Origin of the sequence: Marinifilum breve, from assembly GCF_003202155.1 — a bacterium.
Classification (GTDB): domain Bacteria; phylum Bacteroidota; class Bacteroidia; order Bacteroidales; family Marinifilaceae; genus Marinifilum; species Marinifilum breve.
The window spans coordinates 74483-98948 of the sequence record NZ_QFLI01000010.1 but is presented as its reverse complement, the minus strand read 5'-3'; the positions used below and the strand labels follow the sequence as shown (position 1 = coordinate 98948).

22 protein-coding genes are annotated in these 24466 nt (G+C 34.8%); 13 read left to right on the top strand and 9 right to left on the bottom strand.

Features of this window, described 5'->3' with window-relative positions; translation table 11 throughout:
* Window positions 1-27: 27 nt before the first annotated feature.
* The 3 genes from atpD to DF185_RS18685 all read right to left on the bottom strand — a co-directional run bounded on the left by atpD (window position 28) and on the right by DF185_RS18685 (window position 5084).
* Entirely contained in the window at window positions 28-1539 is a 1512-nt protein-coding gene (gene atpD / locus DF185_RS18695) for a F0F1 ATP synthase subunit beta (protein ID WP_110362478.1), read from the bottom strand.
* 94 nt (window positions 1540-1633) lie between these two features.
* Window positions 1634-2608, bottom strand: a complete 975-nt coding sequence (locus DF185_RS18690) for a polyprenyl synthetase family protein (RefSeq protein ID WP_110362476.1) — start codon at window positions 2606-2608, stop codon at window positions 1634-1636.
* Window positions 2609-2660: 52 nt separating this feature from the next.
* A complete protein-coding gene (locus tag DF185_RS18685; protein WP_110362474.1) occupies window positions 2661-5084 on the bottom strand; it encodes an efflux RND transporter permease subunit in 2424 nt (807 codons plus the stop codon).
* A 437-nt stretch (window positions 5085-5521) separates the two neighbouring features.
* Between DF185_RS18685 and DF185_RS18680 the strand changes: the two genes are divergently transcribed.
* Entirely contained in the window at window positions 5522-7213 is a 1692-nt protein-coding gene (locus DF185_RS18680; protein WP_110362472.1) for a Na/Pi cotransporter family protein, read from the top strand.
* Between the two features lie 384 nt (window positions 7214-7597).
* On the opposite strand, the gene DF185_RS18675 is transcribed toward DF185_RS18680, so the two are convergent.
* Together DF185_RS18675 and DF185_RS18670 are read right to left on the bottom strand one after the other, a co-directional pair.
* Complete coding sequence (locus tag DF185_RS18675) at window positions 7598-8017, bottom strand: endonuclease domain-containing protein (RefSeq protein ID WP_110362470.1); 420 nt, start codon at window positions 8015-8017, stop codon at window positions 7598-7600.
* 223 nt (window positions 8018-8240) lie between these two features.
* Window positions 8241-8993: a helix-turn-helix domain-containing protein gene (locus DF185_RS18670; protein ID WP_110362468.1), complete on the bottom strand. Its 753-nt coding sequence runs from the start codon at window positions 8991-8993 to the stop codon at window positions 8241-8243.
* Window positions 8994-9127: 134 nt separating this feature from the next.
* On the opposite strand from DF185_RS18670, the gene DF185_RS18665 reads away from it, so the two are divergent.
* Window positions 9128-9826 carry a DNA-binding domain-containing protein gene (locus DF185_RS18665; RefSeq protein ID WP_110362466.1) on the top strand — a complete coding sequence of 233 codons (699 nt, stop codon included), beginning with the start codon at window positions 9128-9130 and terminating at the stop codon, window positions 9824-9826.
* 196 nt (window positions 9827-10022) lie between these two features.
* On the opposite strand, the gene DF185_RS18660 is transcribed toward DF185_RS18665, so the two are convergent.
* On the bottom strand, window positions 10023-12080 hold the full coding sequence (locus DF185_RS18660; RefSeq protein WP_110362464.1) for an ATP-binding protein: 2058 nt from the start codon (window positions 12078-12080) through the stop codon (window positions 10023-10025).
* A 6-nt stretch (window positions 12081-12086) separates the two neighbouring features.
* Window positions 12087-12752 carry a DNA-binding response regulator gene (locus tag DF185_RS18655; protein ID WP_110362462.1) on the bottom strand — a complete coding sequence of 222 codons (666 nt, stop codon included), beginning with the start codon at window positions 12750-12752 and terminating at the stop codon, window positions 12087-12089.
* Window positions 12753-13069: 317 nt separating this feature from the next.
* On the opposite strand from DF185_RS18655, the gene DF185_RS18650 reads away from it, so the two are divergent.
* From DF185_RS18650 to DF185_RS18625, 6 genes are all read left to right on the top strand, one after another.
* Window positions 13070-13486 carry a hypothetical protein gene (locus tag DF185_RS18650; RefSeq protein ID WP_133250084.1) on the top strand — a complete coding sequence of 139 codons (417 nt, stop codon included), beginning with the start codon at window positions 13070-13072 and terminating at the stop codon, window positions 13484-13486.
* The gene (locus tag DF185_RS18645) at window positions 13483-14490 is read left to right on the top strand and encodes a zinc ribbon domain-containing protein (protein WP_110362458.1); all 1008 of its coding nucleotides are present in this window, start codon (window positions 13483-13485) and stop codon (window positions 14488-14490) included. The genes DF185_RS18650 and DF185_RS18645 overlap by 4 nt, the downstream gene beginning before the upstream one ends.
* Before the next feature lie 10 nt (window positions 14491-14500).
* Window positions 14501-15298, top strand: a complete 798-nt coding sequence (locus tag DF185_RS18640; protein ID WP_110362456.1) for a zinc ribbon domain-containing protein — start codon at window positions 14501-14503, stop codon at window positions 15296-15298.
* An 89-nt stretch (window positions 15299-15387) separates the two neighbouring features.
* A complete protein-coding gene (locus DF185_RS18635; RefSeq protein ID WP_110362454.1) occupies window positions 15388-15579 on the top strand; it encodes a hypothetical protein in 192 nt (63 codons plus the stop codon).
* 11 nt (window positions 15580-15590) lie between these two features.
* Window positions 15591-16097: a hypothetical protein gene (locus DF185_RS18630; RefSeq protein ID WP_110362452.1), complete on the top strand. Its 507-nt coding sequence runs from the start codon at window positions 15591-15593 to the stop codon at window positions 16095-16097.
* A 3-nt stretch (window positions 16098-16100) separates the two neighbouring features.
* Window positions 16101-16511 carry a hypothetical protein gene (locus DF185_RS18625; protein ID WP_110362450.1) on the top strand — a complete coding sequence of 137 codons (411 nt, stop codon included), beginning with the start codon at window positions 16101-16103 and terminating at the stop codon, window positions 16509-16511.
* Window positions 16512-17128: 617 nt separating this feature from the next.
* Here the strand turns inward: DF185_RS18625 and DF185_RS18615 are convergent.
* Window positions 17129-17731, bottom strand: coding sequence for a hypothetical protein (locus tag DF185_RS18615; RefSeq protein ID WP_133250083.1), 603 nt, complete (start codon window positions 17729-17731; stop codon window positions 17129-17131).
* Window positions 17732-18289: 558 nt separating this feature from the next.
* On the opposite strand from DF185_RS18615, the gene DF185_RS18610 reads away from it, so the two are divergent.
* From DF185_RS18610 to DF185_RS18590, 5 genes are all read left to right on the top strand, one after another.
* On the top strand, window positions 18290-19408 hold the full coding sequence (locus DF185_RS18610; protein WP_110362444.1) for a helix-turn-helix domain-containing protein: 1119 nt from the start codon (window positions 18290-18292) through the stop codon (window positions 19406-19408).
* 103 nt (window positions 19409-19511) lie between these two features.
* Complete coding sequence (locus DF185_RS18605) at window positions 19512-20858, top strand: hypothetical protein (protein WP_133250082.1); 1347 nt, start codon at window positions 19512-19514, stop codon at window positions 20856-20858.
* Window positions 20791-21495: a hypothetical protein gene (locus DF185_RS18600; protein WP_133250081.1), complete on the top strand. Its 705-nt coding sequence runs from the start codon at window positions 20791-20793 to the stop codon at window positions 21493-21495. Before DF185_RS18605 ends, DF185_RS18600 begins: the two co-directional genes overlap by 68 nt.
* Window positions 21496-21614: 119 nt before the next feature.
* Window positions 21615-22445, top strand: a complete 831-nt coding sequence (locus DF185_RS18595; protein ID WP_110362438.1) for a hypothetical protein — start codon at window positions 21615-21617, stop codon at window positions 22443-22445.
* A gap of 3 nt (window positions 22446-22448) precedes the next feature.
* A complete protein-coding gene (locus DF185_RS18590) occupies window positions 22449-23447 on the top strand; it encodes a S41 family peptidase (RefSeq protein WP_110362436.1) in 999 nt (332 codons plus the stop codon).
* A 114-nt stretch (window positions 23448-23561) separates the two neighbouring features.
* Here the strand turns inward: DF185_RS18590 and atpG are convergent, their stop codons facing one another.
* Complete coding sequence (gene atpG, locus DF185_RS18585; RefSeq protein WP_110362434.1) at window positions 23562-24431, bottom strand: ATP synthase F1 subunit gamma; 870 nt, start codon at window positions 24429-24431, stop codon at window positions 23562-23564.
* Window positions 24432-24466 lie beyond the last annotated feature (35 nt).

Genomic DNA, 24466 nt, shown 5'->3' with positions numbered 1-24466 from the left:
CCTTTTAACTTTTACCTTGAAGCTTGATTATGCTTCTGCTTCAGCTAGTAATTTTTCACCTTTCTCAATTGCTTCTTCAATCGTTCCTACAAGGTTGAATGCTGCTTCCGGATATTTATCCACTTCACCATCCATAATCATGTTGAAACCTTTGATTGTATCTTCGATTGATACCAAACAACCTTTCAAACCAGTAAACTGTTCTGCAACGTGGAATGGCTGTGATAAGAATCTCTGAACACGACGCGCACGATGTACCACCAACTTGTCATCTTCAGAAAGTTCCTCCATACCAAGAATTGCAATGATATCTTGAAGCTCTTTGTAACGCTGAAGAATCTCTTTTACTCTTTGAGCACATGTATAGTGAGCATCACCCACAACATCTGGTGTTAGAATTCGAGATGTTGAATCCAAAGGATCTACCGCTGGATAAATACCCAACTCAGCAATCTTACGATTCAATACAGTAGTAGCATCCAAGTGAGCAAATGTTGTTGCTGGCGCAGGGTCAGTCAAGTCATCTGCAGGTACATAAACTGCCTGTACTGATGTAATTGATCCTCGCTTGGTAGAAGTAATACGCTCCTGCATGATACCCATCTCTGTTGAAAGAGTTGGCTGGTAACCTACTGCTGAAGGCATACGACCCAGAAGTGCTGATACCTCAGAACCTGCCTGAGTAAAACGGAAAATATTATCAACGAAGAAAAGAATATCGCGACCACCTGATTTTTCATCACCATCACGCAAACTTTCCGCAACTGTTAATCCCGACAATGCAACACGAGCACGCGCTCCAGGAGGCTCATTCATCTGACCGAAAACCAGTGATACCTGTGACTTATCCAAAGCATCTTTGTCTACTTTAGATAGATCCCATCCACCTTTTTCCATATCTTCCTCGAATTCATCTCCATAACGGATTACTTTCGATTCGATCATTTCACGAAGCAAGTCATTACCCTCACGAGTACGCTCACCTACTCCTGCGAAAACAGACAAACCATCTTGTCCGATTGCAATATTATTAATCAACTCCTGGATCAATACGGTTTTACCAACACCGGCACCACCGAACAAACCAATCTTACCACCTTTTGCATATGGCTCGATCAAGTCGATAACTTTAATACCTGTATAGAAAACTTCCGATTCGGTACTCAGTTCTTCAAAAGCTGGAGGTGTTCTGTGAATAGGATATCCACCCTCTTTATCGACAGCATCAATCCCGTCGATTGTTTCACCAACAACATTCAAAAGTCTACCTTTGATTTTATCACCGGCAGGCATAATTATAGGAGAACCTGTTGCAATTACATCCATTCCACGGCGTAAACCATCCGTTGAATCCATTGCAATTGCGCGCACAGTATTTTCACCAATGTGCTGTTGACACTCAACTACCAAATTTTTACCGTTTTCCATCACGACCTCAAGAGAATCGTAAATCTCAGGAAGCTTAGCACCTTCCTTTTCAAAACTTACATCGATTACAGGTCCGATTACCTGTACAATTTTGCCTGTATTTTGTGACATTTACTATTAAATTTTTGGATCATTAATATCGCGTGATGACAAATTTAAAATTTTTTACGAATAAAGGAGAATCTTATCTTAAATTTTAACACACTTAAACGGAACGATTTACTAATTTCTTCACCAAAGTGTACAATTCTTTTTTCTTTTCGGCTGGAACATTCACCTTATCCAAATACTCTAAACAAAGGCTAAAATACTCATCGATCTTCGCTTGCGATTGATCTTTCACCTTCAGTTTTTCATATATAGACCTAACTGCAGTAATTTTTTCTTCTGCATTAAAATCTTTGGCTGAAATCCATTCTTCCAATTCCTTTTTATCATCACCTTTTGCCAATTCAAACGCTTTTATCAACAAAAAAGTCTTTTTGTTACAAAGAATATCTCCACCAATCTTCTTACCAAATACTTCTTCATCACCAAAAACATCCAGATAATCATCTTGCAATTGGAAAGCCATGCCCAGATTTACTCCAAAGTGATAAAGTAAGTCAGCATCTTTAGCATCAGCATCGCCCATTACCGCTCCCATTTTTAAGCTTCCTCCCAAAAGTACAGCTGTTTTCAAGCGAATCATTTCCAAATACTCATCGATCTGAACATCGCCTCTATCCTCGAATTCCATATCGAACTGCTGCCCTTCACAAACCTCAAGAGCCGTTTGGTTAAACACGGTAAGAACATCACGCAAATGGCGATCTTCACAACTTACAATGTATTGGTATGCCTTGATAGACATGGCATCACCGGAAAGAATGGCAACATTACTGTTCCACTTTTCGTGAACCGTAGCCTTGCTTCTACGAATTGGTGCATTATCCATTACGTCATCGTGCAATAGGGTAAAATTGTGAAATACCTCTATTCCAATGGCTGGTAGATAAATTTTCTTTAAATCTTCTTTAAATAAATTGGCACTAAGCAATACCAAAATCGGACGAAGGCGCTTGCCACCAATCCCAAGAATGTACTTCATGGGTTCGAACAATCCTTCTGGGGGTGTAGAAAACTCCAGTCCATCAATTTCTTTCTGCACTATATCCTGGAGTTCTTTGAAACTATACATGTGAGCTATAAGTTTAGTGTGTAATTTTTACAGCTCACTAAAATATAAAAAATTAGCTCGCAGCAGATTCTTTTTCCTCTTCTTTATTTTCAATTACTGCAATTCGAAGATCATCCAATTCAATATCTTCTTCTTCATCAAAAATTTGAAGAAGAGGTTCTTTAAACGATCGGTTGGTAATTGCTTTTTCAAGAGTTAACAGCAAAGATGGCAGCAAGACCAAATTCGAAAGCATAGCAGAAAGCAAGGTAAGAGATACCAAAACGCCTAATGATACGGTTCCACCAAACTCAGACAATGCAAAAATTCCAAATCCAAAGAAAAGAATAATGGATGTATACATCATACTTTGGCCTGTCTCACGAAGAGCCAAAACAACCGATGAACGAATGCTCCAATTGGTTGCTTTTAGTTCCTGACGATACTTTGCAAGATAGTGAATGGTATCGTCTACCGAAATACCAAAGGCAATACTAAATACCAATATGGTAGATGCTTTAATAGGAATGCCAAAATAGCCCATTAGAGCTGCTGTAACGATCAATGGCAACAGGTTTGGTATTAACGCTACCATAACCATCCTTTTGGATGAAAACATCCAGGCCATGAAAGAGGCTATCAAGAAAATTGCCAAGGCCAAACTCAAAAATAAGTTTTTGATCAAGTATTGAGTTCCCTTAAAAAAGACAATGCTCGATCCGGTTACATGCACTGTGTATTTGTCTGTAGGGAAAATTTCATTTACATGTCCCAAGATGGTTTTTTCCATTTCGGCCATCCTGGTAGTTCCAATATCTTTCATTCTAAAACTCATTCTGGTAACAGATTGAGTAGAATCAACAAAAGTTTCCAATACTTTGGAATCGGCACCAGTTTCGGCCTTTGCCAAGTAGGAAAGAATAATATCCTTAGTCTGGTTACTTGGTAGTTTATAGTATTTCTCTTTTCCGTTAAAATAAGCCTGGTTGGCAAACTTTGCAGCTTCTACTACCGATACAGATCCTGATATTTCAGGGTAAGCTCGTAAAGAATCATTTAGTTTATTTAAACGTCTTAAAGTAGAAGTTTTTAGTACTCCAGCTTTTTTCTTGGTTTCTATCATCACCTCTAAAGGCATGATACCATCCATATTGTTTTCGAAGAACTTAAGGTCCTGATAAATTTCATTATCATGTGGCAGGTCATCTACCATGTAACCTGTACTCTTCATTTTGCTAATGCCATATCCTCCAAGAACCAAAAGCGTAATGGCAACAGCATATACCAAGCTTCTATGGCCCAATACAATCTTCTCTAATCTACCAACAAACCAAACAGTCATCTTATTATCAAGGTGCTTGGTAGCCTTTTGATCTGGCGGAGCCAAAAAGCTAAAAATAATAGGAATCAATAGTAGCGACAGAACAAATACTACCATGATATTTAAAGCAGCAATAACACCAAACTCTTTTAAAATCTGACTTGAAGTCACAATGAATGTAGCAAACCCTGATGCCGTTGTAAGATTGGTAAGAAAGGTTGCATTACCAATTTTGGCAACTACCCTTTGCAATGCCTTAATTTTGTTGTTGTGACGAATGTACTCTCCATGATACTTATTAATCAGGAAGACCGAGTTTGGAATTCCAATTACCACCAAAAGTGGTGGAAGCATCGCAGTAAGCAAGGTAATTTTGTAGTCGAACAGCACCATGGAACCTACTGCCCAAATTACACTTAGACCAACCACCAGCATACAGAAAAACACTACTTTGAACGATCGGAAGAACATGAATAAAATTACAGCGGTTACCAAAAGCGAAAGGTAGATAAACATGTTCATCTCACCCTTAATCATTTGAGCGGTTACCACTCGAATGTATGGCAAACCTGAATACTTCATGTTCAAACCGTACTTCTCGGTAAAAGCATCGGTAATTTCACGAACTTTGGCTACCATTGGCTCACGGGCTTTTGAGTTAATGATTTTTGCATTAACCGTAATCCCCATTAAATAGGTATTGCTTTCTTTGTTGATTAAGATTCCATGATAGAATGGTAAAGCTTCTGCAATTGCAGCTAAACTATCCAGTTCGGCTTGCGTTTTTACCTTATTTGGAAATATGGTTCCGAATTCGAAACGTTTCTGCTTTTTATTTTTGTTGATGTTCCAGGTATGGGCAATGGATACAACTGCATCGATTCCATCCAATGATTTAAGGCTATCGCCAAGAGCAATCCAATCGTTGAATTTCTCCAACTCATAAAAATCAGGATCTTGCACGGCAAAGAACATCTGGTTACCTTCCTGTCCAAAAGTATTTCTAAATCGCTCGTACTCTATCGATGCCGGATCATCATCGGGAAGTAAATTCGCATAGGTATAGGACATCTCAACAAATTGAGCCTTATAAGCCATAAATGATGTTATAAGCCCAACTACCACCAAAAGTAAAATCCTATTTCTCAGAATTAATCCTGCAATCCTATTCCACATACTATTCTATTTATTTCCCTGTTTCTTTTAGAGTTCGGCGAAAATACGACTTAAAATCATCTTTTCAAAAGATCCAAAGTTGCTTCCAGCCTTCTTTATCATTATTGATTAAGGCAATGACATAAAATTAAGGAAAAAGCACCAAACCTTCTGACATTTAAATAATTAATTGTAAAACATTATCATTTTACTCAACTTCCTGCTTAATTATCGTTAAGTGGATCATCAAATTGCTTGCTCTAACATTTAATTTACTCCTATATTTTACTGATTTACTGCACAATATCTATACGTTAAAAATCCTTAAATCGAACGAATCTAATTAATCTCTTAACCTTAAATTTTCTTTTTCTTAACATTTGCTTTACATGTAAAATATCCTATTTTTGCCCACCTTATCAAACTAACAAATTGAATACAAACAAAATTAGTCTATTATGGATTATGGATTAGCCGATATTTTAAGGCTTATTGGTTCTCTCGGATTATTCCTTTACGGAATGAAACTAATGAGTGAGGCTCTTCAAAAAGTAGCTGGAGATAAAATGAGATCGATTCTTGCTGCTATGACCTCAAACAGAGTAAAAGGTGTGTTCACCGGAATTCTGATTACAGCTTTAATTCAATCATCATCGGCAACTACAGTAATGGTAGTAAGTTTTGTGAATGCAGGATTGCTTTCACTAGTTGAATCGGTTGGTGTGATTATGGGTGCCAACATTGGTACTACCGTAACCGCATGGTTGATCTCGATTCTTGGGTTTAAAGTAAGCATGAGTGCCATCTCACTACCTTTAATTGGTTTGGGACTTCCATTCTTATTTTCACAAAATCGTGGTAAGAAGAATTGGGGTGAGTTGATCATGGGATTCGCTTTATTATTTATTGGCCTACAGTTCTTGAAAACATCAATGCCAGATATCAAGAACAACCCGGAAATCCTTACATTCCTGACTAATTATACCGATATGGGCTTTGCCACTACCCTATTGTTTATGGGTATTGGTACATTGCTAACCATTTTAATTCAATCTTCATCGGCTACCATGGCACTTACATTGGTAATGTGTAATTCGGGATGGATTAGTTTCGAAATTGCAGCTGCAATGGTATTGGGTGAAAACATTGGTACAACCATTACTGCGAACCTTGCAGCTATGATTGCCAATACATCTGCAAAACGTGCTGCTCGTGCCCACCTTATCTTTAACTCGATTGGTGTGATCTGGATGCTAATAGTATTGCCTTATTTCTTAGATGCAACAGCCTGGGTTAGTCAAAACTTCTTTGGACAAGGCGATGCATTTACCGATGCCGCAGCTGTACCAGTAACTTTATCATTATTCCATACTGGTTTTAATATCCTGAATGTATTGGTGATGATCTGGTTTGCCAAATTCATTGTGAAAGTAGTAACTACATTGGTTCCTGTTCGCGAAGATGTTGAAGAAGAATTTAAACTACAACACATTAAAACCGGAACTTTATCTACTCCTGAAGCAAACCTATTCCTTGCTAAAAAAGAAATTAGCACCTATGCCAAGAGTACGAAAAAGATGTTCGGTTACGCAAAACAGGCTTTTAACGAAACCAACGATAAGTCTTTCAACAAACTATTCGATAAGATCAATCAGCGTGAAGACGAAAGTGACGACATGGAGGTAGAAATTGCAAACTTCCTGACTTCAGTTTCGGAAACTCGCTTGAGCAAAGAGAACTCAGAACGAGTAAGAGCTTACTTTAAAATGGTGAGTGATATTGAAAGTGTTGGTGATTCAGCATTAAACCTGGCCAAAGCCATGAAGCGCAAGCGTGAACAAAAAGCTTGGTTCCCTCAGGAATTGAGAGACAATATCAACAAGATGTTCGATTTGATTGACAATGCCTTGGATATGATGCTTGACAATACTACCAAAGATTTCTCTGAAATTAATGTGAAAAAAGCATGGGAAATTGAGCGTGAAATCAACGATTATAGAACGGCTCTAAAAGCTGAACACTTAATCAGTGTTGAGGAGAACAAGTACAAGATTCAAGCAGGTATCATCTACAACGACATGTTCTGCGAATGTGAAAAAATAGGTGACTATTGTATCAACGTAAGTGAAGCAATGAGCGAAGTAAAATAAGCTTTTACTTCTTTAGATATTGAGAATCCTCATCCTATACTTGGATGGGGATTTTTTTGTGGACTTGATTGTTGTCATCCCAAGAAACCGAGGGATCTCATTCTTGGATAGAGATCCTTCACTTCGTTCAGGATGACCAGATTTTGCAGTCATCCTAAAGTATTGAGGGAGCTGTACATTCTATCTAAATCTCCTCCTAAATCCCCTAAAGGGGACTTGAACCCCTGCATCAATTAAGCCCCTTTAGGGGTTTGGGGTATGTAAGCAACGCATAATATGTAAGAATTTCCATGAGAATACCGCTCAAATGTTGAAAGGTAAATGCACAAATTCCTCTCGATCACCCCTAAATCCCCTATAGGGGAACTTCAAGCCCTGAACCAATTAAGCCCCTTTAGGGTTTGGGGTATTTAATTCCTTTATTCGCTTAGTACAAAACTCATTAATGGTAAGAACAACCTTATTTATGTCTGCTGCTACTTCGTCATTTGTAAAACGAATGACTTTAATGCCCCAATGATTAATTTCTGCCTCTCTACCAATATCATACTCTTTTTGCTCCGTAGACAAGTGTATGCCTCCATCTAATTCAACTACCAACTTTATAGAATGACAATAAAAATCCACAATAAAGATATCGATAGGGTGTTGTGCTCTAAATCGCAAACCTTGTATCTTTTTCCCCTTCAAATGATCCCACAATTTCAATTCTGCTTCCGTCATATTTTGTCGAAGCGATTTTGCCTTTTCAAAAATATGAGGCTTTGCATTATAGAACATTGTAACCTGATCACTAATACTCATTACTTAATAGAATTATCTTAATCACTCTTAAACTTACTGGATTCTTTGTAGATTCCTCTAAATAGGCTGTCTCAAAAGTAACCTATGTGCACCTTCTACGACTTTTACCCCTAAATCCTCCCGATTCTCGGGACAGGCTCTAAAGGGGACTTCAAGCCCTGCACCAATTAAGCCCCTTTAGGGGTTTGGGGTCTATTTTTGAAATGCGTCTCCCCAATACGCACTATCGAATTATCCCCACCTTTACCGCCTTTTTAATGGCCTCTGAGGCATTGTTGGCATTCAGCTTTCGTAGGATGCTTTTTCTGTGGTTGTTTACGGTAAACTCGCTGATGAAGAGTTTCTGGGCAATTTCTTTGCTCACATAGCCTTCCGATATCAATTCGAGAACTTCTCTCTCCCTTCGCGATATGCAACCGCTTTCGGTATCTCCATATATGGAATATATAATCTCGTTGCGATATACATGCTGCAGAAAAGAGCTAGCAGGCCTATCACTTTCCTGGTCGGGATCTAGATGGATTATCCTTAATCCTAACCAAAAATTACCCTGCTGATCCATCTCCAATACTGAATGCTGTACATCATTACGAAAACACTGATTCGCCTCACTGCAAATTCTAAAGTTGTTGACCAACTTGTAATCCTTTCTCTCTTCTATTCTCTGCTGATATATGTATTTTCTGGCTCGTTGTATGGAATCGATAATCATACGATCATCGGGGTGGATCTGGAAGTTTTGCAAAATAACTTCTGTAGAGTAGGAATCGATCTTGAACTTGGATTTCAATCGCTCCGAAATAAACAAACAGTTGTTGCTATGGTAATCTTTAATCAGAAAAAAACATTGACTTATTGGGTCAATCGTATTAAATATTTCTTGATACTCCTTTCGTTTATTTAAATCAATATCACCTTCGCTTATTTCATACTCATGGTAATATTGCAATACCCTATCAACAAAATCATCAGTCATTGCAGTAACATTATAATGTGCGTAGTCTTCTCTTATAAAAATAGTTAAAAACAGCTATTGACCAGCACAATATCATGACATAATTTTATTTCTGTATTCGATAACACATTTGTTGAACCAAAAAAACAATAGAGATGAATTATTATTTGAAGGAAAACCAACTAACCGAAGATTTTAATTATGCAGCTCGCGTTTTAACCAAAGAATCTCACGATTTAGACGGAATCATTCGTTTGATGTTGGAGAAAAGAAGTGTAATCAGTAAAACAGATATTGCCGCTGTTTTCACAGCTTTTTTCCAAATTGTAGAAGAATGCATTCAGCGTGGCGAGAACATCAATCTTCCCATCTTTAACCTTGGTTACTCCATCACTGGTGTATTCGAAGATGATACAGATTTATTCGATCCTGAAAAGCATCAAATTAATGTAAATCTTAGCAATGGAATACAAGTTAAGAAAGCCATTGAGCAAATTGAGTTAACAAAAGTAGACAGTGTACAAACCGATCCTGCAATTACAAGCTTTATCGATATTGCTACCCAAAGTAAAAACGATAAACTTACTCCAAATAGCTTATTCGAAATTCATGGCAAGCGCCTAAAAATAGCGGGTGAAGATGCTAGCATAGGTCTTTTCTTTGTGGCAGAAGATGGCAGTGAAACAATGGTAGCACAGATAGCTGACAACGGACAGAAGAAAATCGTTGGTTTAGTTCCTGATCTGACTGCTGGTAAGTATAGAATTAGAATAAAAACACAAAGTACATTTGGAGCATATACAACCAAAGGAATTAAAGAAACTACAAGTAAGTTTTCATTGACCATCAGTTAAAAGCAGCCTACTGAGTGTTTGAGTACATACACTTTGAGTGTCAAAGTGTATGCAGTTGTCGACTCAAAGTGTATGCAGTTGTTGAGTCAAAGTGCTATAAGGTAATAAATGAAAGTAAATCCTCACTTTATTGGGAAGTGGGGATTTTACTTTTGAAACCTATCCTAATACATATCCTACAAAAGGATAAGGATAACTATATTTTTATACAGCAATAGAAACCATTATCAGGCTGACTATCGAATTCTAGTGTACCTTTAATATATTTCACTCGATCTTTAATATTTCGTAGGCCATTGCCAAGGGAAATTTGCTCCATGTCGCAGCCCTTTCCGTTGTCCTGGTAAGTGAGTACTATGCTTTGCTTTTCTTGCTCGAAACTAATTTCTACACTACTTGCTTCGGCATATTTAATGGTGTTCTGCACCAACTCCTGGAGAATTCTAATAAAATTGATCTTCACCTCAAAATCTTTTACTTCAAATCCTTCCGGCATGTTGATGGCAAGCTGAATGTCTTTGGGAAATTGGTTCAGCATTAAAGCATCGTAAACGGCTTCCTTGATGCCTTGGTTGGCCAAAGCACTCATGTTCAATTTATGAGATATCCCTCTCACTTCTTTGCTTACCGATTCGATATTCTCTACCAAACTGTTGCCTTCTGTTCCCGATTCCAATAGGTAACGAATGGTAGTTAAGCTTCCCGAGACACTATCGTGCAACTCTTTTGCGATGCGGGTACACTCCTTGTTCTCACTGTTTATGCGAGCCTCTAACACCTTATTTTGATTGCGCTGACGGGCATAAAAGCCAACAGGAACAACTAGTAAAACCAACAAGCCCAGTCCGGCAAACATCATTTTTCTTTCTTGTTCTGCCTTTTCTAAACTCAACTTTTGGTTTTGATTGTTTGCTTCTAACAGTTGAATTTGTTGTTCTTTCTTTTCGGTTTCGTATTTTGACTTAAGGTTTTGAATAACTTGATCTTTGTTTTCTTTTTGAATTTTATTATTAACCTCTCTTAGACTTTCAAAAGTTTCTGCTAGGACTTTATGTCTCTTTAGGTGTTTATATACTTCCACTAAGTTTTCATAAGTGATCTTTTTCCTTTCCAAATTAGAACCATAACCTAAAGCCAATATTAAATACTTCTCTGCTGCTTTATATTTGTTTTGCTCCATCAATATTTCAGCTTTCAAATTATAATTCAAACTTATGCGCCTATTGTCTTTATTTTTAATAGATATTTCCAAAGCTTTATTAATAAGGTCAAGTGATTTTTGATATTGTTTCATATCAAGATAAACACTTCCCTGGTTACTTACCAATGCAGCAATTTCATGCTTTAATCCTCCTTCATAGGCATAACTTTCCGCTTTCTTATAATATTCTAATGCTAATTCAAAGTTTTTTAATCTTTCATGATTTACAATTGCTGACCTCTGATAAGCCATGCAAAGAACTCTGGCTGATTTCGATTCCTTACTTATTTTTAGAGTCTCATTTGTAAATTCAAGAATTTCCTGATCGTTAAGCGTAGAATTTAAAGCATTAAATAAATTCGATCTAATGAGAGCTATTTTTTCTATTGGATAATTATTTTCCTCATAGTGACTCAAAACAAAAAGGCCACATTCTGCTGATTTGTTCATATTGCCTAATCGTTCATAACAAATTGCAAAATTGGATTGGCAAGACATAATCATTCCCTGATGACCAATACTATCTGCATATTCTTCAACCTTACTATAGAAATTAATAGCTTTCTGATATTCGTTCTTCCCTAAATAAAGAGTTCCAAGAAAAAAATTAAGTCGGTTGATTGTAGCCTTATTATTGACCTGTTTTTTTAATTCCAATGCCTTATTAAAATAGAACTCACTGGAATCAATTTCTCCATTATAACAATAATTCGCACCTATATTTGTGAGTATATTACATTCAATATTAACTTCTTTTAATTCTTTGGAAGCAGGAAGTAAGTCTTTATAGATTTTATTTGATTTTCTATAATCAATATCAGCTATCGTTTTTCCTTTGTGATATCCTAACTTCAACCTAAACAGACTATCACCCTCTTCCTTAGTGTATTCTATTGCTTTTTCAAGATAATATAAACAAGAATCAATACTAGTTGAAGCTACTTTTTTAGCCTTATTAAAATATTCTACTGACTTCTTACTTTCTTCTTCTTTACCTTCATTACAAGAAAATAGAAGCATGATAGATAAAAATATGATTATAAATTTTTTCATAGATAATTAATTATTACAGTCAATTGATTGGTTAGCATACAAAAAGATCCCCTCCTTACTCTTCACGCCCAACTTCTTATAAATACTGGTAATGTGTTTCTTTAATGTATTGAGTTCCATTTTCAAATCAATGGCCAGATCTATGTTTGCAACTTGAGGGTTTTCAGATATCTTCTTACACACCAACTTCTCTGTTGGAGTAAGGGAAACATTTCGTTCATAATTTGAGGTAAACACTTTTTTCTCAACAACTTTACGTTCATGCATAAAGCTTTTGTAAGAATTGCTCTCGTAAAATACTTTTGAAGATTGTTGCATTACCTTATCTATACTTAGCAACAATTCTTTCACAGGCATTTCTTTGCAAACATAGGAGTTGAAACCATTCTTTTTTAACTCGTTAAGAATAGAAAAGATCTTGTGAGTAGAATAAGCAATAATTCTAAGTTTGGGAAATCGTTCTCTTAAACGCTTTGACAAATCTAAACCGCTCTCGTCATTCTTAAATTCAAGATCGGTGATTAACAGATCTACCTCTGTCCAATTGGTTTCCAATTCGGCTTTTGCAGGAGTGCAAAATCCTTTAATAAATGGATCATCTAATTTGTTCTCTAATATGTCGGTTAACCCATGTAAAAGAACAGAATGATCCTCAACAACAACAACATTCATGTAGTGGGATAGTTTTGGTTCGTATTGTTAGAATCTTTTTTTATGACTATCGAATATAACCAAAAATGAGCATGAGTAAATGCTTTTGTAGCATTTATATAACTGCTCACATTACAAAGCATAATACAAAACAGCTTTCTCCCCTTTATTTTTAACATCTCCCTACATTTTGATTTGTGTGATGTTATACAGCACATCGGGTTACACAAACAGAATGTATTAAACTAAAGATTTAGCACTAAGTGCTATTCTATCTTTTTTCACATGGTATTTTCTTTACACTATAATTACATAAACCAAATCTAATTTACATCATTATGAAAAAACTTCACTTTCTATTTTATTTAATGTTATTTGTTTCAATGTCAGCATTAACATTTCAATCTTGCGATGTTGAAGACCCATCAAACGAAGATGAAACCGAAGAATTCAGAGAAGACATTAGGAAATACAACAACAGCTTCAAACACGAATTTGGAATTAAAGTTATTGACGTAAGAACTAAAGAAAATATTGATTTCACCTATTACTATTATGTGGAATATATGGAAGATGGTGAAAAAAAGACCTCGGATGTTAAATCCAAATATTGCTCAGGTCCAAAAACAATACTTTACAATGCAGATAAATGTTACGTGGTTAAAGTTACAAGTTCAGGCTATAAAAAGTGGACTGGAAAACGGAAAATGCCAATTAATGGCGAGACTGTAACCTTTAAACTATCCTGGCAATGAACAATCAAAAGTTTTGCACTAATTGTGGATCCGAGTTATTAAACAGTCCTAAGTTCTGCTCCTCATGTGGCATAGAGTTATTCATTAATTCCTCTACTGCAGAGAATATTGCAATAAAAAAAACTAAAAGCAGCATACAATATCCTAAGTATGTTAGGGTAATAGCAATTATATCAATCATATTTACAGTAATTCTTCTTATTTCTGGTTTGATCGGCCTTAGAGATATTGAAGACAAGCTAGCATTAACAGCAGTCTTAGTTGTACCTCTCATTTTAAGTTTTGCTGCATATCATTATAGGCTATGGGCTCTTTATACAATTGCAATCTGCTATTTTATCTCAACAATCAGCATTGTCGTTTCAGGTTATAATACTATAAACAATCTATCCTATTTCTCTGATAATTTGGGAACTATTAAACTGATATATTTTCTTAAAGGCTTAGGAGCATTCGTAATGTTTATTCTTTTTTTAAATGCTATTAGTAAAGTTAAGGACACCAATAACTATAAAAAGTATTCAGGTATTCTCGGCAACTCGGATTTAAGCATGAATAAACAAAACCTGCTTGCGTTTAAAGAATATTTAAGTGAAAAATTCAATAATAAGACTCTATTTACTGGAATATCATATTTGAAATGGGATATTGTAGAAGCCTTTAACAATTTAGAACTTCTGAACTATGAAAATAGCATTGAAATTCCTGACAATAATGATACTTTCAAGTTTGAATCCTTTGATACCATAAAATTAGATAGTGGATTTGGAGTACTTTTAAATGCAATAAGAGTAACAGATTCAAAGGAATTTCAAATTCCACTTACTGCATTAAAAATATCCCCTCCAGCAAACAAGCAACTCAAACACTCTCAAAGCCACATTAGTGCTCAAAAGGCTTTATCTCTATATCAGAGTTGGGTTACTTTTTGTAAAAATAATTTTTCAGACAACGTGGAAAGCAAGGATATGATTTCAGAAACAACTCCATACGAAAACATATAAACCCTTTACTATGACCAATCTAAAAAACTGTCCTCATTGCGGGAACTCTAACCTGGCAACTGCAATTTTTTGCCAGGAATGCGGTAAAAAACAAGATGATAATTTAAAATACTATTGTCCAGTATGCAAAACTGAATATGACAATGCAACAAAATTTTGTAAAAATGATGGAGAGCAGATACTACCCGAAACAGCATTTGTGCGTCATTGCATCAAGTGTGGTAAAGAGTATGACAATTCCCACACATTCTGTCCTGTAGATGGAGGAAAAATCATGAGTGACTATCAAAAAAGTCAACAGTTCAATCTTTCCAATATTGCAGATACATCACAGTTTGATTTCTCATCGCTAGAAGGTATAAAATCAGTCATTATTAACATTGAGAAGAAACTAAGAATACCTTTAAATATTTCTAATGGTTCAAGAATTAGTGCATGGCTATTATATGCAACAATTCTTATTAGTATTATTAGTATTCCAGCAACATTTCAAACATTTAACAATCAGCCATATTTTCAAAGAGGTAGTGGATTCTTAACCTCATTTATATGGTTAATTTCAGTCTCTCTAACTTTCTTTATTGCCTACAAAATTCATTTAGGAAAAAAATGGGCCAAAGTAACTTTCCTGGTATTCTTTTGTATTGGATTAATTTCACAAGTAGCTCAATTTTTTATTGATGTTCCAGATTACAGAAGCTATTGGATGAAATTTTATACTGTCATTAATACAATCCTATATATAGGAGCGGCAGCCTTTCTTATTAAGGAACTCTTCCTGAATAAATCTAAGGTTAAATTAAGGTAATCATTATCCACCTAGACTATATAATATTATAAATAATACTTCTTATCTCATTATTAAACAAAGTAATGAGATTACATTAAACTATAACTATGGGAAACTTTTCAGAACAAATAAAAAGGAACGAAGAGAACTACGATGAAGATTATTTCGATCCAGATAATATAAGAAATCAACTAAGTAAAAAGTCTAAAAAGAGAGAATTAAGTACATGGTTAATCATACGAATTATCATGTTTATCTGCTTTGCAGGATATATACTTTATACCATTAATCAAATCTAATTTTTCAAGCTATGTTTAAAATAATAAGTGTCGTTATCGGAATTATTCTTGCAATTGTTTATGCAGTTAATGCTGCAAAATTAAATAAAAACAAAAAAGAAGTTATCAAGTTAGTTGAAGAAGGTGAAAGACTAGAGGCTGAAGGAGATTTAAACAAAGCTTTGAGTCAATATTTGTATTCTCTTCATAAAATTCTTGATTTTGGAGATCTTATTGATCTTAGCGCATTAGGTCTCTTGGAACAGATGAAAGTCTATGGTGGAGAAATAATGAATAAAATAATCAACATACACCCTGAAGATATTAATAAGGAGGCTAAAGAATTTTTTGAGATACAAGGTAGAATTCAGGAAATAGTTGAAAATACAGAGTATCTAGATAAAGATGGTGATGTAACCAAAGAAGGAGAAAGGCTTGTTGATATACAAAAAGGGAAGTTGAAAGTTTTGGTGGATAGAATTAAAGAGACTAGTACTCTAAAAGAAAAAACTGTTACACCTCACTCTGAAATGGTATAAAACATGAATAAATTATCTTTAACATTTGTTCTAATCCTTTTAACTTCCGTTTCCTTTGGGCAACAAAATAAAATACATATCTATTTGAAAAATTTAGTGGAACCATATTTCTCAAGTGTTGATATTGATCATAACCAAAAGAAAAATATAGTTCTACTATTTGATAATGGGTTAAAGAATATTCCACCCGTTCACGTTAAGGGTGTACGCGCCTATCCTATTGATGCTAAATATATATTATTTGTTCAGAAAAACTATGAGGATGGAGACAGCTATATCTACATCACTTTAAATGACACCCAAAGTTACTATGGATTAAATAACCTTATCAATCACATTTATTACTTATTAAAAACTAAGCAGGTAGAAATTGTTCCACTCGTAGGAGGCAATTTACTGCTGAAGAAGATCTAAAATCTTGATAAAATACAAATCCTATGAAAACTTACAATCATATAATTTTCTTAGTATTTTCAATTTCTACATTAATTTTATTATCAACATCTTGCAATAATTACAACGGAAGTTCTTTTGATCTGATTTTAAAGAAATTATTACATTCGAATAATTCTGAATTTGTTGTAACCTCTGATACTCATGATGGTTCCGAAAATTGGAACCAAGTAATTAAAAATGAATTTGGGGACTCATACCGAATAGCAGATTGGAATGATCTTAAATCATACCATGATAAGGGAGGAAATATTCTATAGTTATTTGATAATTTAGGATTAACCAAATACAAAAATAGTATTGCGGTTACAAAAAATGGTAAACAATCCTACTCCTATACCAGGTATTATTTTGCTGAGCGACATGAAACAAATTGTCCTTCATACTTTATGGTTCATAACCAAATTGGTAACAGTATTATCAGTCTAGGATCATGGAAAGGTAAAAGAAAATTACTTGGGATTAAGCAATAATACTTTAACTCTTTTCATTCAATGAAAATCCTTTGGACGAACTCCATTTAGTAAAGAATCAAAAACACGCCCCACTCTTTCGAATGGGGCGTTTGGCTTTCTACACTACTTCAAAATGTGATATTGTTCGATCTCCTTATTGGTCATCCAGTGGATTTCTTTGTAGTTGGCGGCATTAATGGTAAATAAATAGAACCCTTTGGCCTCCTGCGTACTAAAACCTACCTGAATATAATAATTCATGTATGGCTTGTGGTTGGCATGATTCAAGTTAAAACTTGTAGCTGGTTTAATTTCTCCATGCGATTCTATACTCCAACACTGTACCCCTAATTTGGCATTTTTGCCCATGGTTCTTTTATTTCCGGCTAAAAAGAAGTCTGTTCCCTCAACCGCTACCGAACCATTATCCAGAATGTGAGTATTGATTTTATTGCCGTGAACCAAAAATGATAATCTTCTAGAACTTTCTGTATCGCTTGCTCCTTCACACTCCTGAATTTCCACTCTTTTTATACTTTGATATTGGTTTAGCAGATCGGTAAAATCCTTATGCGAATTCTTATCAATTGTACCATTCATGCTAACCGTTTCTGCATCTTTTACTGTAAAAATGCCAAACTTGGTTTTTAAACCATCATCCCCCTTGTCGCAGCCAAAAAATGCAAATAATGCACTTAAAGCCATTACTACTGTTACTCTTTTCATGTGATTAAATTTTCTTTTAATTGACACATGGAACTCACTAGAAATTTTAATCATTACCCTTGTGTGTAATTTTTAAGATTAAAATTTACATGTTCGTTTCATCTAATCTTGATTTTATTACCCAAGTAATATTTCGTAAACTTTAATTGTTTACAAAAACATAAAAATTAGGGGATACAATTTGCTTTATAAAACAAGACTCTGTTTTGATAGAAAGGGGAAGTCTAACAATTGCATTAATGGTAATTTACCTTACCAATATCATGATATTACTCAAGCTTAATTATTAACTTAATTTGCAAAAATAACAGTATCTTTTTATTTAGCAAATCAACACTTAATGACTCATAGGATTATTCCATGAGCTAGCTAAGTATATAAATCCTCCCTACTCTTTTGGGTGAATTGTTACAATATCAATGGCTTGACTAAGCAAATAACGACAACCAAATCACCACTTACACGTATCCAATCTAACCGAAATAAGCAGTATTTTGCAACATATGATTATAGTAATCAAAACTATACTTTTATAGCTTAAACAGTGAAACTTAAAATATGGAACTGGACAAGATTTTCATCCTTTTATTGGATACAATTGACATGTGGCAAGCCATTTCTGTGGGTTTGTTTCTTCTAATTTTAAACAGTAAAAAGAAAAACTCTTTGCTACTATTGGGTATTTTTCTTGTAGTTTCAGGATTAAGCGCCTTATCCGAAATATTTGATTTCTTCAACGCCTATATGAAGAATCCTTTCCTGGATATCTTGTCCTTTAATTTCTTATGGCTTCTTCCTACACTACTGTACTTGTATGTTGAGAGAGTATCCATTGAAGAAACGAAAAAATCGAGCTATTATCTCTTAATTCCGGGAGGTATTGATTTTATACTCAATATCGGTAAGTTCCTTTTGCCTCTTCAAATGAAAACGGCAATTGAAGAGTCGCTTGCCTATGCTTTATTCGAATTGATTGGAGTTCTTTTTGGCTTAACTTTAATAGTACTCATCTTCAGAAAGATTCGAAAGCATTCAAAACTGATAAAAAACCAATACAGTTCCATTGAAAACCGAGAATTAAAATGGTTACACACAGCCATTTTAACCATTATCATATCCTTTTTATTTGCCATTGTTTCAGAAATTGTATTTTCTGGCTTTATCGCTGATTTATTTCAATCGTTATTGGGCTTGTTCATTACATTTTGGATTGCTTACAACGGTTTACTGCAACAAACTTCTATCAATCTGGTTGATATTGATAGCAATCTTACAAGCAAACCAAAAGATAGTGCAAAAGGTCTATTGGTAGATGATAAAAAGGAGAAACAAAACCAGGTTGTAACGAAAATTAAAGAACTCTTAAGTGAAGAGAAATTGTTCTTGAATTGCGATTTGACCATTGTTCATATTGCAGATAAGATTGGTGAACATCCTCGCCTTGTTTCCGGAAGTATCAATAGCATTTGCAATGTAAACTTCAACCGATTTATCAATAGATACCGCGTTGAGGAAGCCAAAAAGCTCTTACAAAATAAAAGTTCAGAACACTTAAACATGGAAGGTGTCGGTTTTGAGGCAGGTTTTAATAGTAACAGCTCTTTTTATAGTGCTTTTAAAAACGAATTGAATATCACCCCATTACAATTTCTTAAAAATTCGAATTTAGGAATTTAATAGTCTTTTCAGAATTCCGAAGTGCTCTAACATCATTTCGGAACACATCCTAATTTTTTCTCATCTCCTTTGCAGTTATCAAACCAAATTAAAGGAGAAGAAAATGAGACAACTTATTTTATTTGTAGCAATCGTTGCACTTATCGCATGTATGGCATTTGAAGGATCTGCACAGAAACTCTCTGTTGTAAAATCCAATAGTGTATCACAAAACCAAGATGATTCAATTAAATACCTTTTAAATAAAGAGTGGCAATACTCTTTTGAATCAAGCACATATTTGTCACAAAAAGTTTACCAAGAGATTATTACTTCATCCAAGAAAAGACAGAAGAATAAAATACTGAAGAATGAAAGTGATTTTAAGGAATATCTGAAAGAGATGTTCCTTGGGACAAAATTGCTGTTTGAAGAAGACAGCATCACCAGTTTTTTACCAGATCAGAAAGTAAAACAAAGCTGGAGATACTTCCCGGAAACTCATGAAATTGTTTTTAATACAAGTGATAGCGTCGAAAGTAATCATTCCAAAATTATTTCGCTAAATGAACAAGAATTCTCTTTTTTAGGCAAAGACAGTGTTAAAATTACAATGGTACCTGCCATTCAGAAATTAGATTCCACTCATTTTGCCAAGATCAAAGATTTGGCTGTGTTTTACGGTAATCCTTCATCAGATATTGTAATTGTAAATACACAAGGGGGACCTGTAAATGAGCTTTTCGAAGATGAATTTATTAGTGTAATCCGAAATGCAGAGCTGCAAAATCAATTGTATGTAAACGTGCATCAAGCACAAACCCAAAATCCAGTAGAATTCGTCAATCAGGAATTCACTTTTGAACAGGCAAAAAGTTTTGATAAAGTAAGTGTTGCAAACTTGTATAAAGTGATCAGCTATTTCAAATCACAAGGCAAACAGGTTTATGTGCTAGGAATTTCATTCGGTGCTTTCATGACCCAGGAATTAATTGCTCAATATGGTACTGATGTAGCAGATGCTTATTACATCATGGTTGGAAGACTTGATATCAATCCTGAGATGTGGAATGCCTTTAGCGAGGGAAAAAACGGCATGTTCCTACATAAGGCAAACAATGAATTCAAAATAAAGCTTAAAAAGCAGAAAGATATTCTGGATCGAAACATGAGTAAACTAGCTGCAGGTTTGGGTCATAACAGATATACCTCAAAATTAAAGGCCTGCAAAAACCTATCGAAAGTAACTTATGTATTTGGCACTACTGATGAACAAGTTGGAAGCTTAAATGAAAAAGAAGTACAATTTCTAAAAGAGAGAAAAGCCAAAGTAATATCAGTTGATAAAGGCACACACAATTCAGCAATTAACGAAGGAATTAAACTTTTAAAAGATATAAACAATGAACCAAACAATTCAAATAGCAGTTGGCTTCGTTCTCGCTCTAATCCTGAGTTCATGCAGCTTTAAAGATGCCATTCAGTTTCATAAAAGAATGACGAATACGAAAGCAGAATCTGTTGATTTCAGCTCCAATAAAAAATCGGTTCACTTTATAAATATGATACATATTGGACAACAGGAATTTTACGACAATGTAGCCCAGGAGGTAAAAAAATACAAGGAAGATGGTTATGTCCTGTTTTATGAATGGATTGATTACGAGACTGCAGATACCCTTACGCTTCGAAAAACAAAGAAAATTGTTGGTATGATTCCTTCCAAAAAAGGATACAGTTTAATGATTGAAAGAATAGAGGTTGAAGGTGTGGTTTTTCAAGAGAACGAACAATTTATGAATCAGGTTAACTCCCTCGATTTTAATGTAGATATCACACCTCAGAAGCTGATTCAGGAATACGAAAAAAGACATGGGGAAATTCTGCTTAGCAATGACGATTTACAAGTGCCATTGTACGAAGATTTTAATTTCAACAACGACAAAATTGTAATGGATATCATCTTAAATCATCGCAATAAAGTCGTTGCAGAACATATCCAAAACTCAAAGTATGATAAGATCATTGTGATGTATGGTGCTGATCATCAAAAAGGAGTATTAGAAGAGCTCCAGAAAATAGACTCGAGCTGGAAAAAAGTGAAATAATTTTCATTTTCCTATACGTGTAGGGCAAATGCTTTTTGTCTCACCATAAGACAAGCATAACATTTATCAAACAAATTAAGATAATGAGCTAGTTATAGCGCAAAACACAATAAAATTTCATGAAAAAAATATTATTAGTTTCTACAGGAATTTTGATTGCTAACCTAAGTTATAGCCAAGGAAGTTTTGGCAATCAAAATCAGGATTCAGGCAAATTTATAAAAATCGCTGCCGGGTTAAACAGCATTAAAATGAGAGATATGGCTACATCTCCCCTATTTTATACAGGTGGGCTAAAGCATTTCGAATTGGGATTTGTGAAATGGAAAGAAGGAAAAGAAAGAGACCTGTCGTTTTCAATTTCAACAGGACAAGCAAGTAATACAACCAACGATCATACTGCATCTTCAACGGTATCCATTTACAACTTATCGTATTCAAAGCTTTATCCAATTTGGAAGCAGGACAAATTGAACTTGAAAGTGGGTGGTGAATTGCGTAACTCATTTCATATTCGCAATAACCCATCATTTCAGAATAATGCTACTGGCATAGAGGTGTTTTCAACTCTTTTTGCAGCTGGAAAATTGTCTTGGGATATTTCCAATGACAGCAGGTCCAAGTTTCTGTTTTTTAATGTGAAGCCAAAAAAGAGAGCATTGTCTTTTAAGATGAAATTGGCTTTAATGAATAACACTTTCCGAAATGGTTATATCTATAATGACAATTCGGGTATTACTAATGACCCAAATATTTTTGACAATCATCAACTCAAAATGTTTAGTGGATATCGATTAGGAACAGAATTGAACTACACTGTTTTTCTGAAAAACAAAAATGCCATTCGATTGGGATATGAGTTTGATGCTTATAAAACTGGAGGAAATCTTGACAAGTTCGAGATGGCAAACTACAAATTAAAAATTGCCTTACTATTTAAAACCAAATAGATCATGAGAAAATACTTTTTAATATTAATCATCCCATTTTTAGCTTCTTGCGAATCAATTATATTGGATAAAGATTTAGAATCAACAGATGCAAAAACCAACTTTGAATACCTTTGGAAACAATGCAATGAAAAGTATTCCTATTTTGATGTAAAAGATATCGACTGGGACGAAATTAAAATCAAATACGAAAGCAAAATAACCGATAAAACCACAGATGTACAGTTGTTTGAAATATTGGGTGAGATGCTTTCTGAATTAAAAGATGATCACACCAACCTAATGTCGAACTTTAATATTTCACGATTTGGAGTGCAATATCAGTCGCAAGACAATTTTGATTGGAGAATTATTGAAGACAACTATTTACCTCGAAATTACCTTATCACAGGGCCTTTCCAGCATGATTTTATCGAAAACAATCAAATTGGTTATATCAGATTTCCTGCCTTTACAGGGACTGTAGATGATGATCAGTTGGATTTCATTTTAACCAGGTATAAAAATACCAAAGGATTAATTCTGGATTTAAGAGAAAATGGTGGCGGTGCTGCTACTGATATTTTCAACCTCCTTGATCGATTTGTTGAAAAAGAAACCACTCTGTACTATTCAAGAATAAAAAATGGAAAAGACCATGATGCTTTTGGTAAAGCCGAGCCAGCAATATTAACTCCGCATGAAGGAATCAGATATCAAAATAAGGTTATGGTTTTGGTTGACCGATCTACATACAGTGCTGGTTCATTTACTGCTCTTGCTACAAAAGCCATTGATCAAATGACATTGATTGGAGATTATACTGGTGGTGGTCTTGGTATGCCTAACGGAGGACAGTTACCAAATGGCTGGACCTATAGATTTTCCATTACACAAGCACTTAATTTGGACATGAGTCCTGATTGGGAAAAGGGAGTTCCGGCTGATATTAATGTTCAAATCGACTGGAATAACAGATCGCATGATGAAATTATCGATCGCGCTATTCAGGAAATTTTATAGTGCAAATATCATAGTTTAGTTCAAACAATAAAGGCTGTCCAAATGGACAGCCTTTGCAGCAATATAAATCTTTTAAATATGGTCTTTTTATCCCTTTTAAGACACTTTTTTGTCTTATTGGGCCAAGGCATTTGCTCCAGACACAATCTCCAAAATTTCGTTGGTAATTGCAGCCTGACGGGCCTTGTTGTAAGTAAGGTTCAAATCTTGTAGCAGGTCAGATGCATTATCGGTTGCTTTATGCATTGCAGTCATACGAGCGCCATGCTCCGAAGCAAACGAGTCTAACATTGCTTTAAAGAATTGAGTCTTTAGTGATTTAGGAATCAAATCCTGAACAATTTCTTCTTTGTTTGGCTCAAAAATGTAATCCGCCTGAACATTGTTCTCCTCCTCTTCATGCTGAACAGGTAGGAATTGTTCTGTAGTTAGAATCTGAACTCCGGCATTTTTAAACTGGTTGTACACCAATTCTACCTTATCGTATTTTCCTTCTACAAATTCGGCCATGATTGATTCTGCCAATGCCGAAACATTTTCAAAACTCAAATCATCGTACAAGCTATTACGCTCACCAATTACTTTATGAGTTTTCTTTAATATTTCATTAGCCTGCTTACCAATACAAAGCACATCAACATGTCCTTTTTGATTTTGATCGGCATAAATCCCCTCAGTAAGAACATTTATTTGCTTTATTACATTTGCGTTAAAAGCACCACAAAGTCCCTTATTCGAAGTAATTGCGATCAATAATATTTTGTCGGCTTTTCGCTGTACACCATACAAATTATCATCAGGATTTAAGCTTCCTGTAAGATTCGAAAGAATCTCATGTAATTTATCGGCATACGGACGAATTTGTACAATGGCATCCTGAGCTTTTTTCAGTTTAGCTGCAGAAACCATTTTCATCGCTGCAGTAACCTGTTTGGTTTTCTGAACCGACGAAATACGAGTACGAATTTCTTTTAAATTAGCCATTTGATTCAATTAGTAATTAGTAATTAACAATTAGT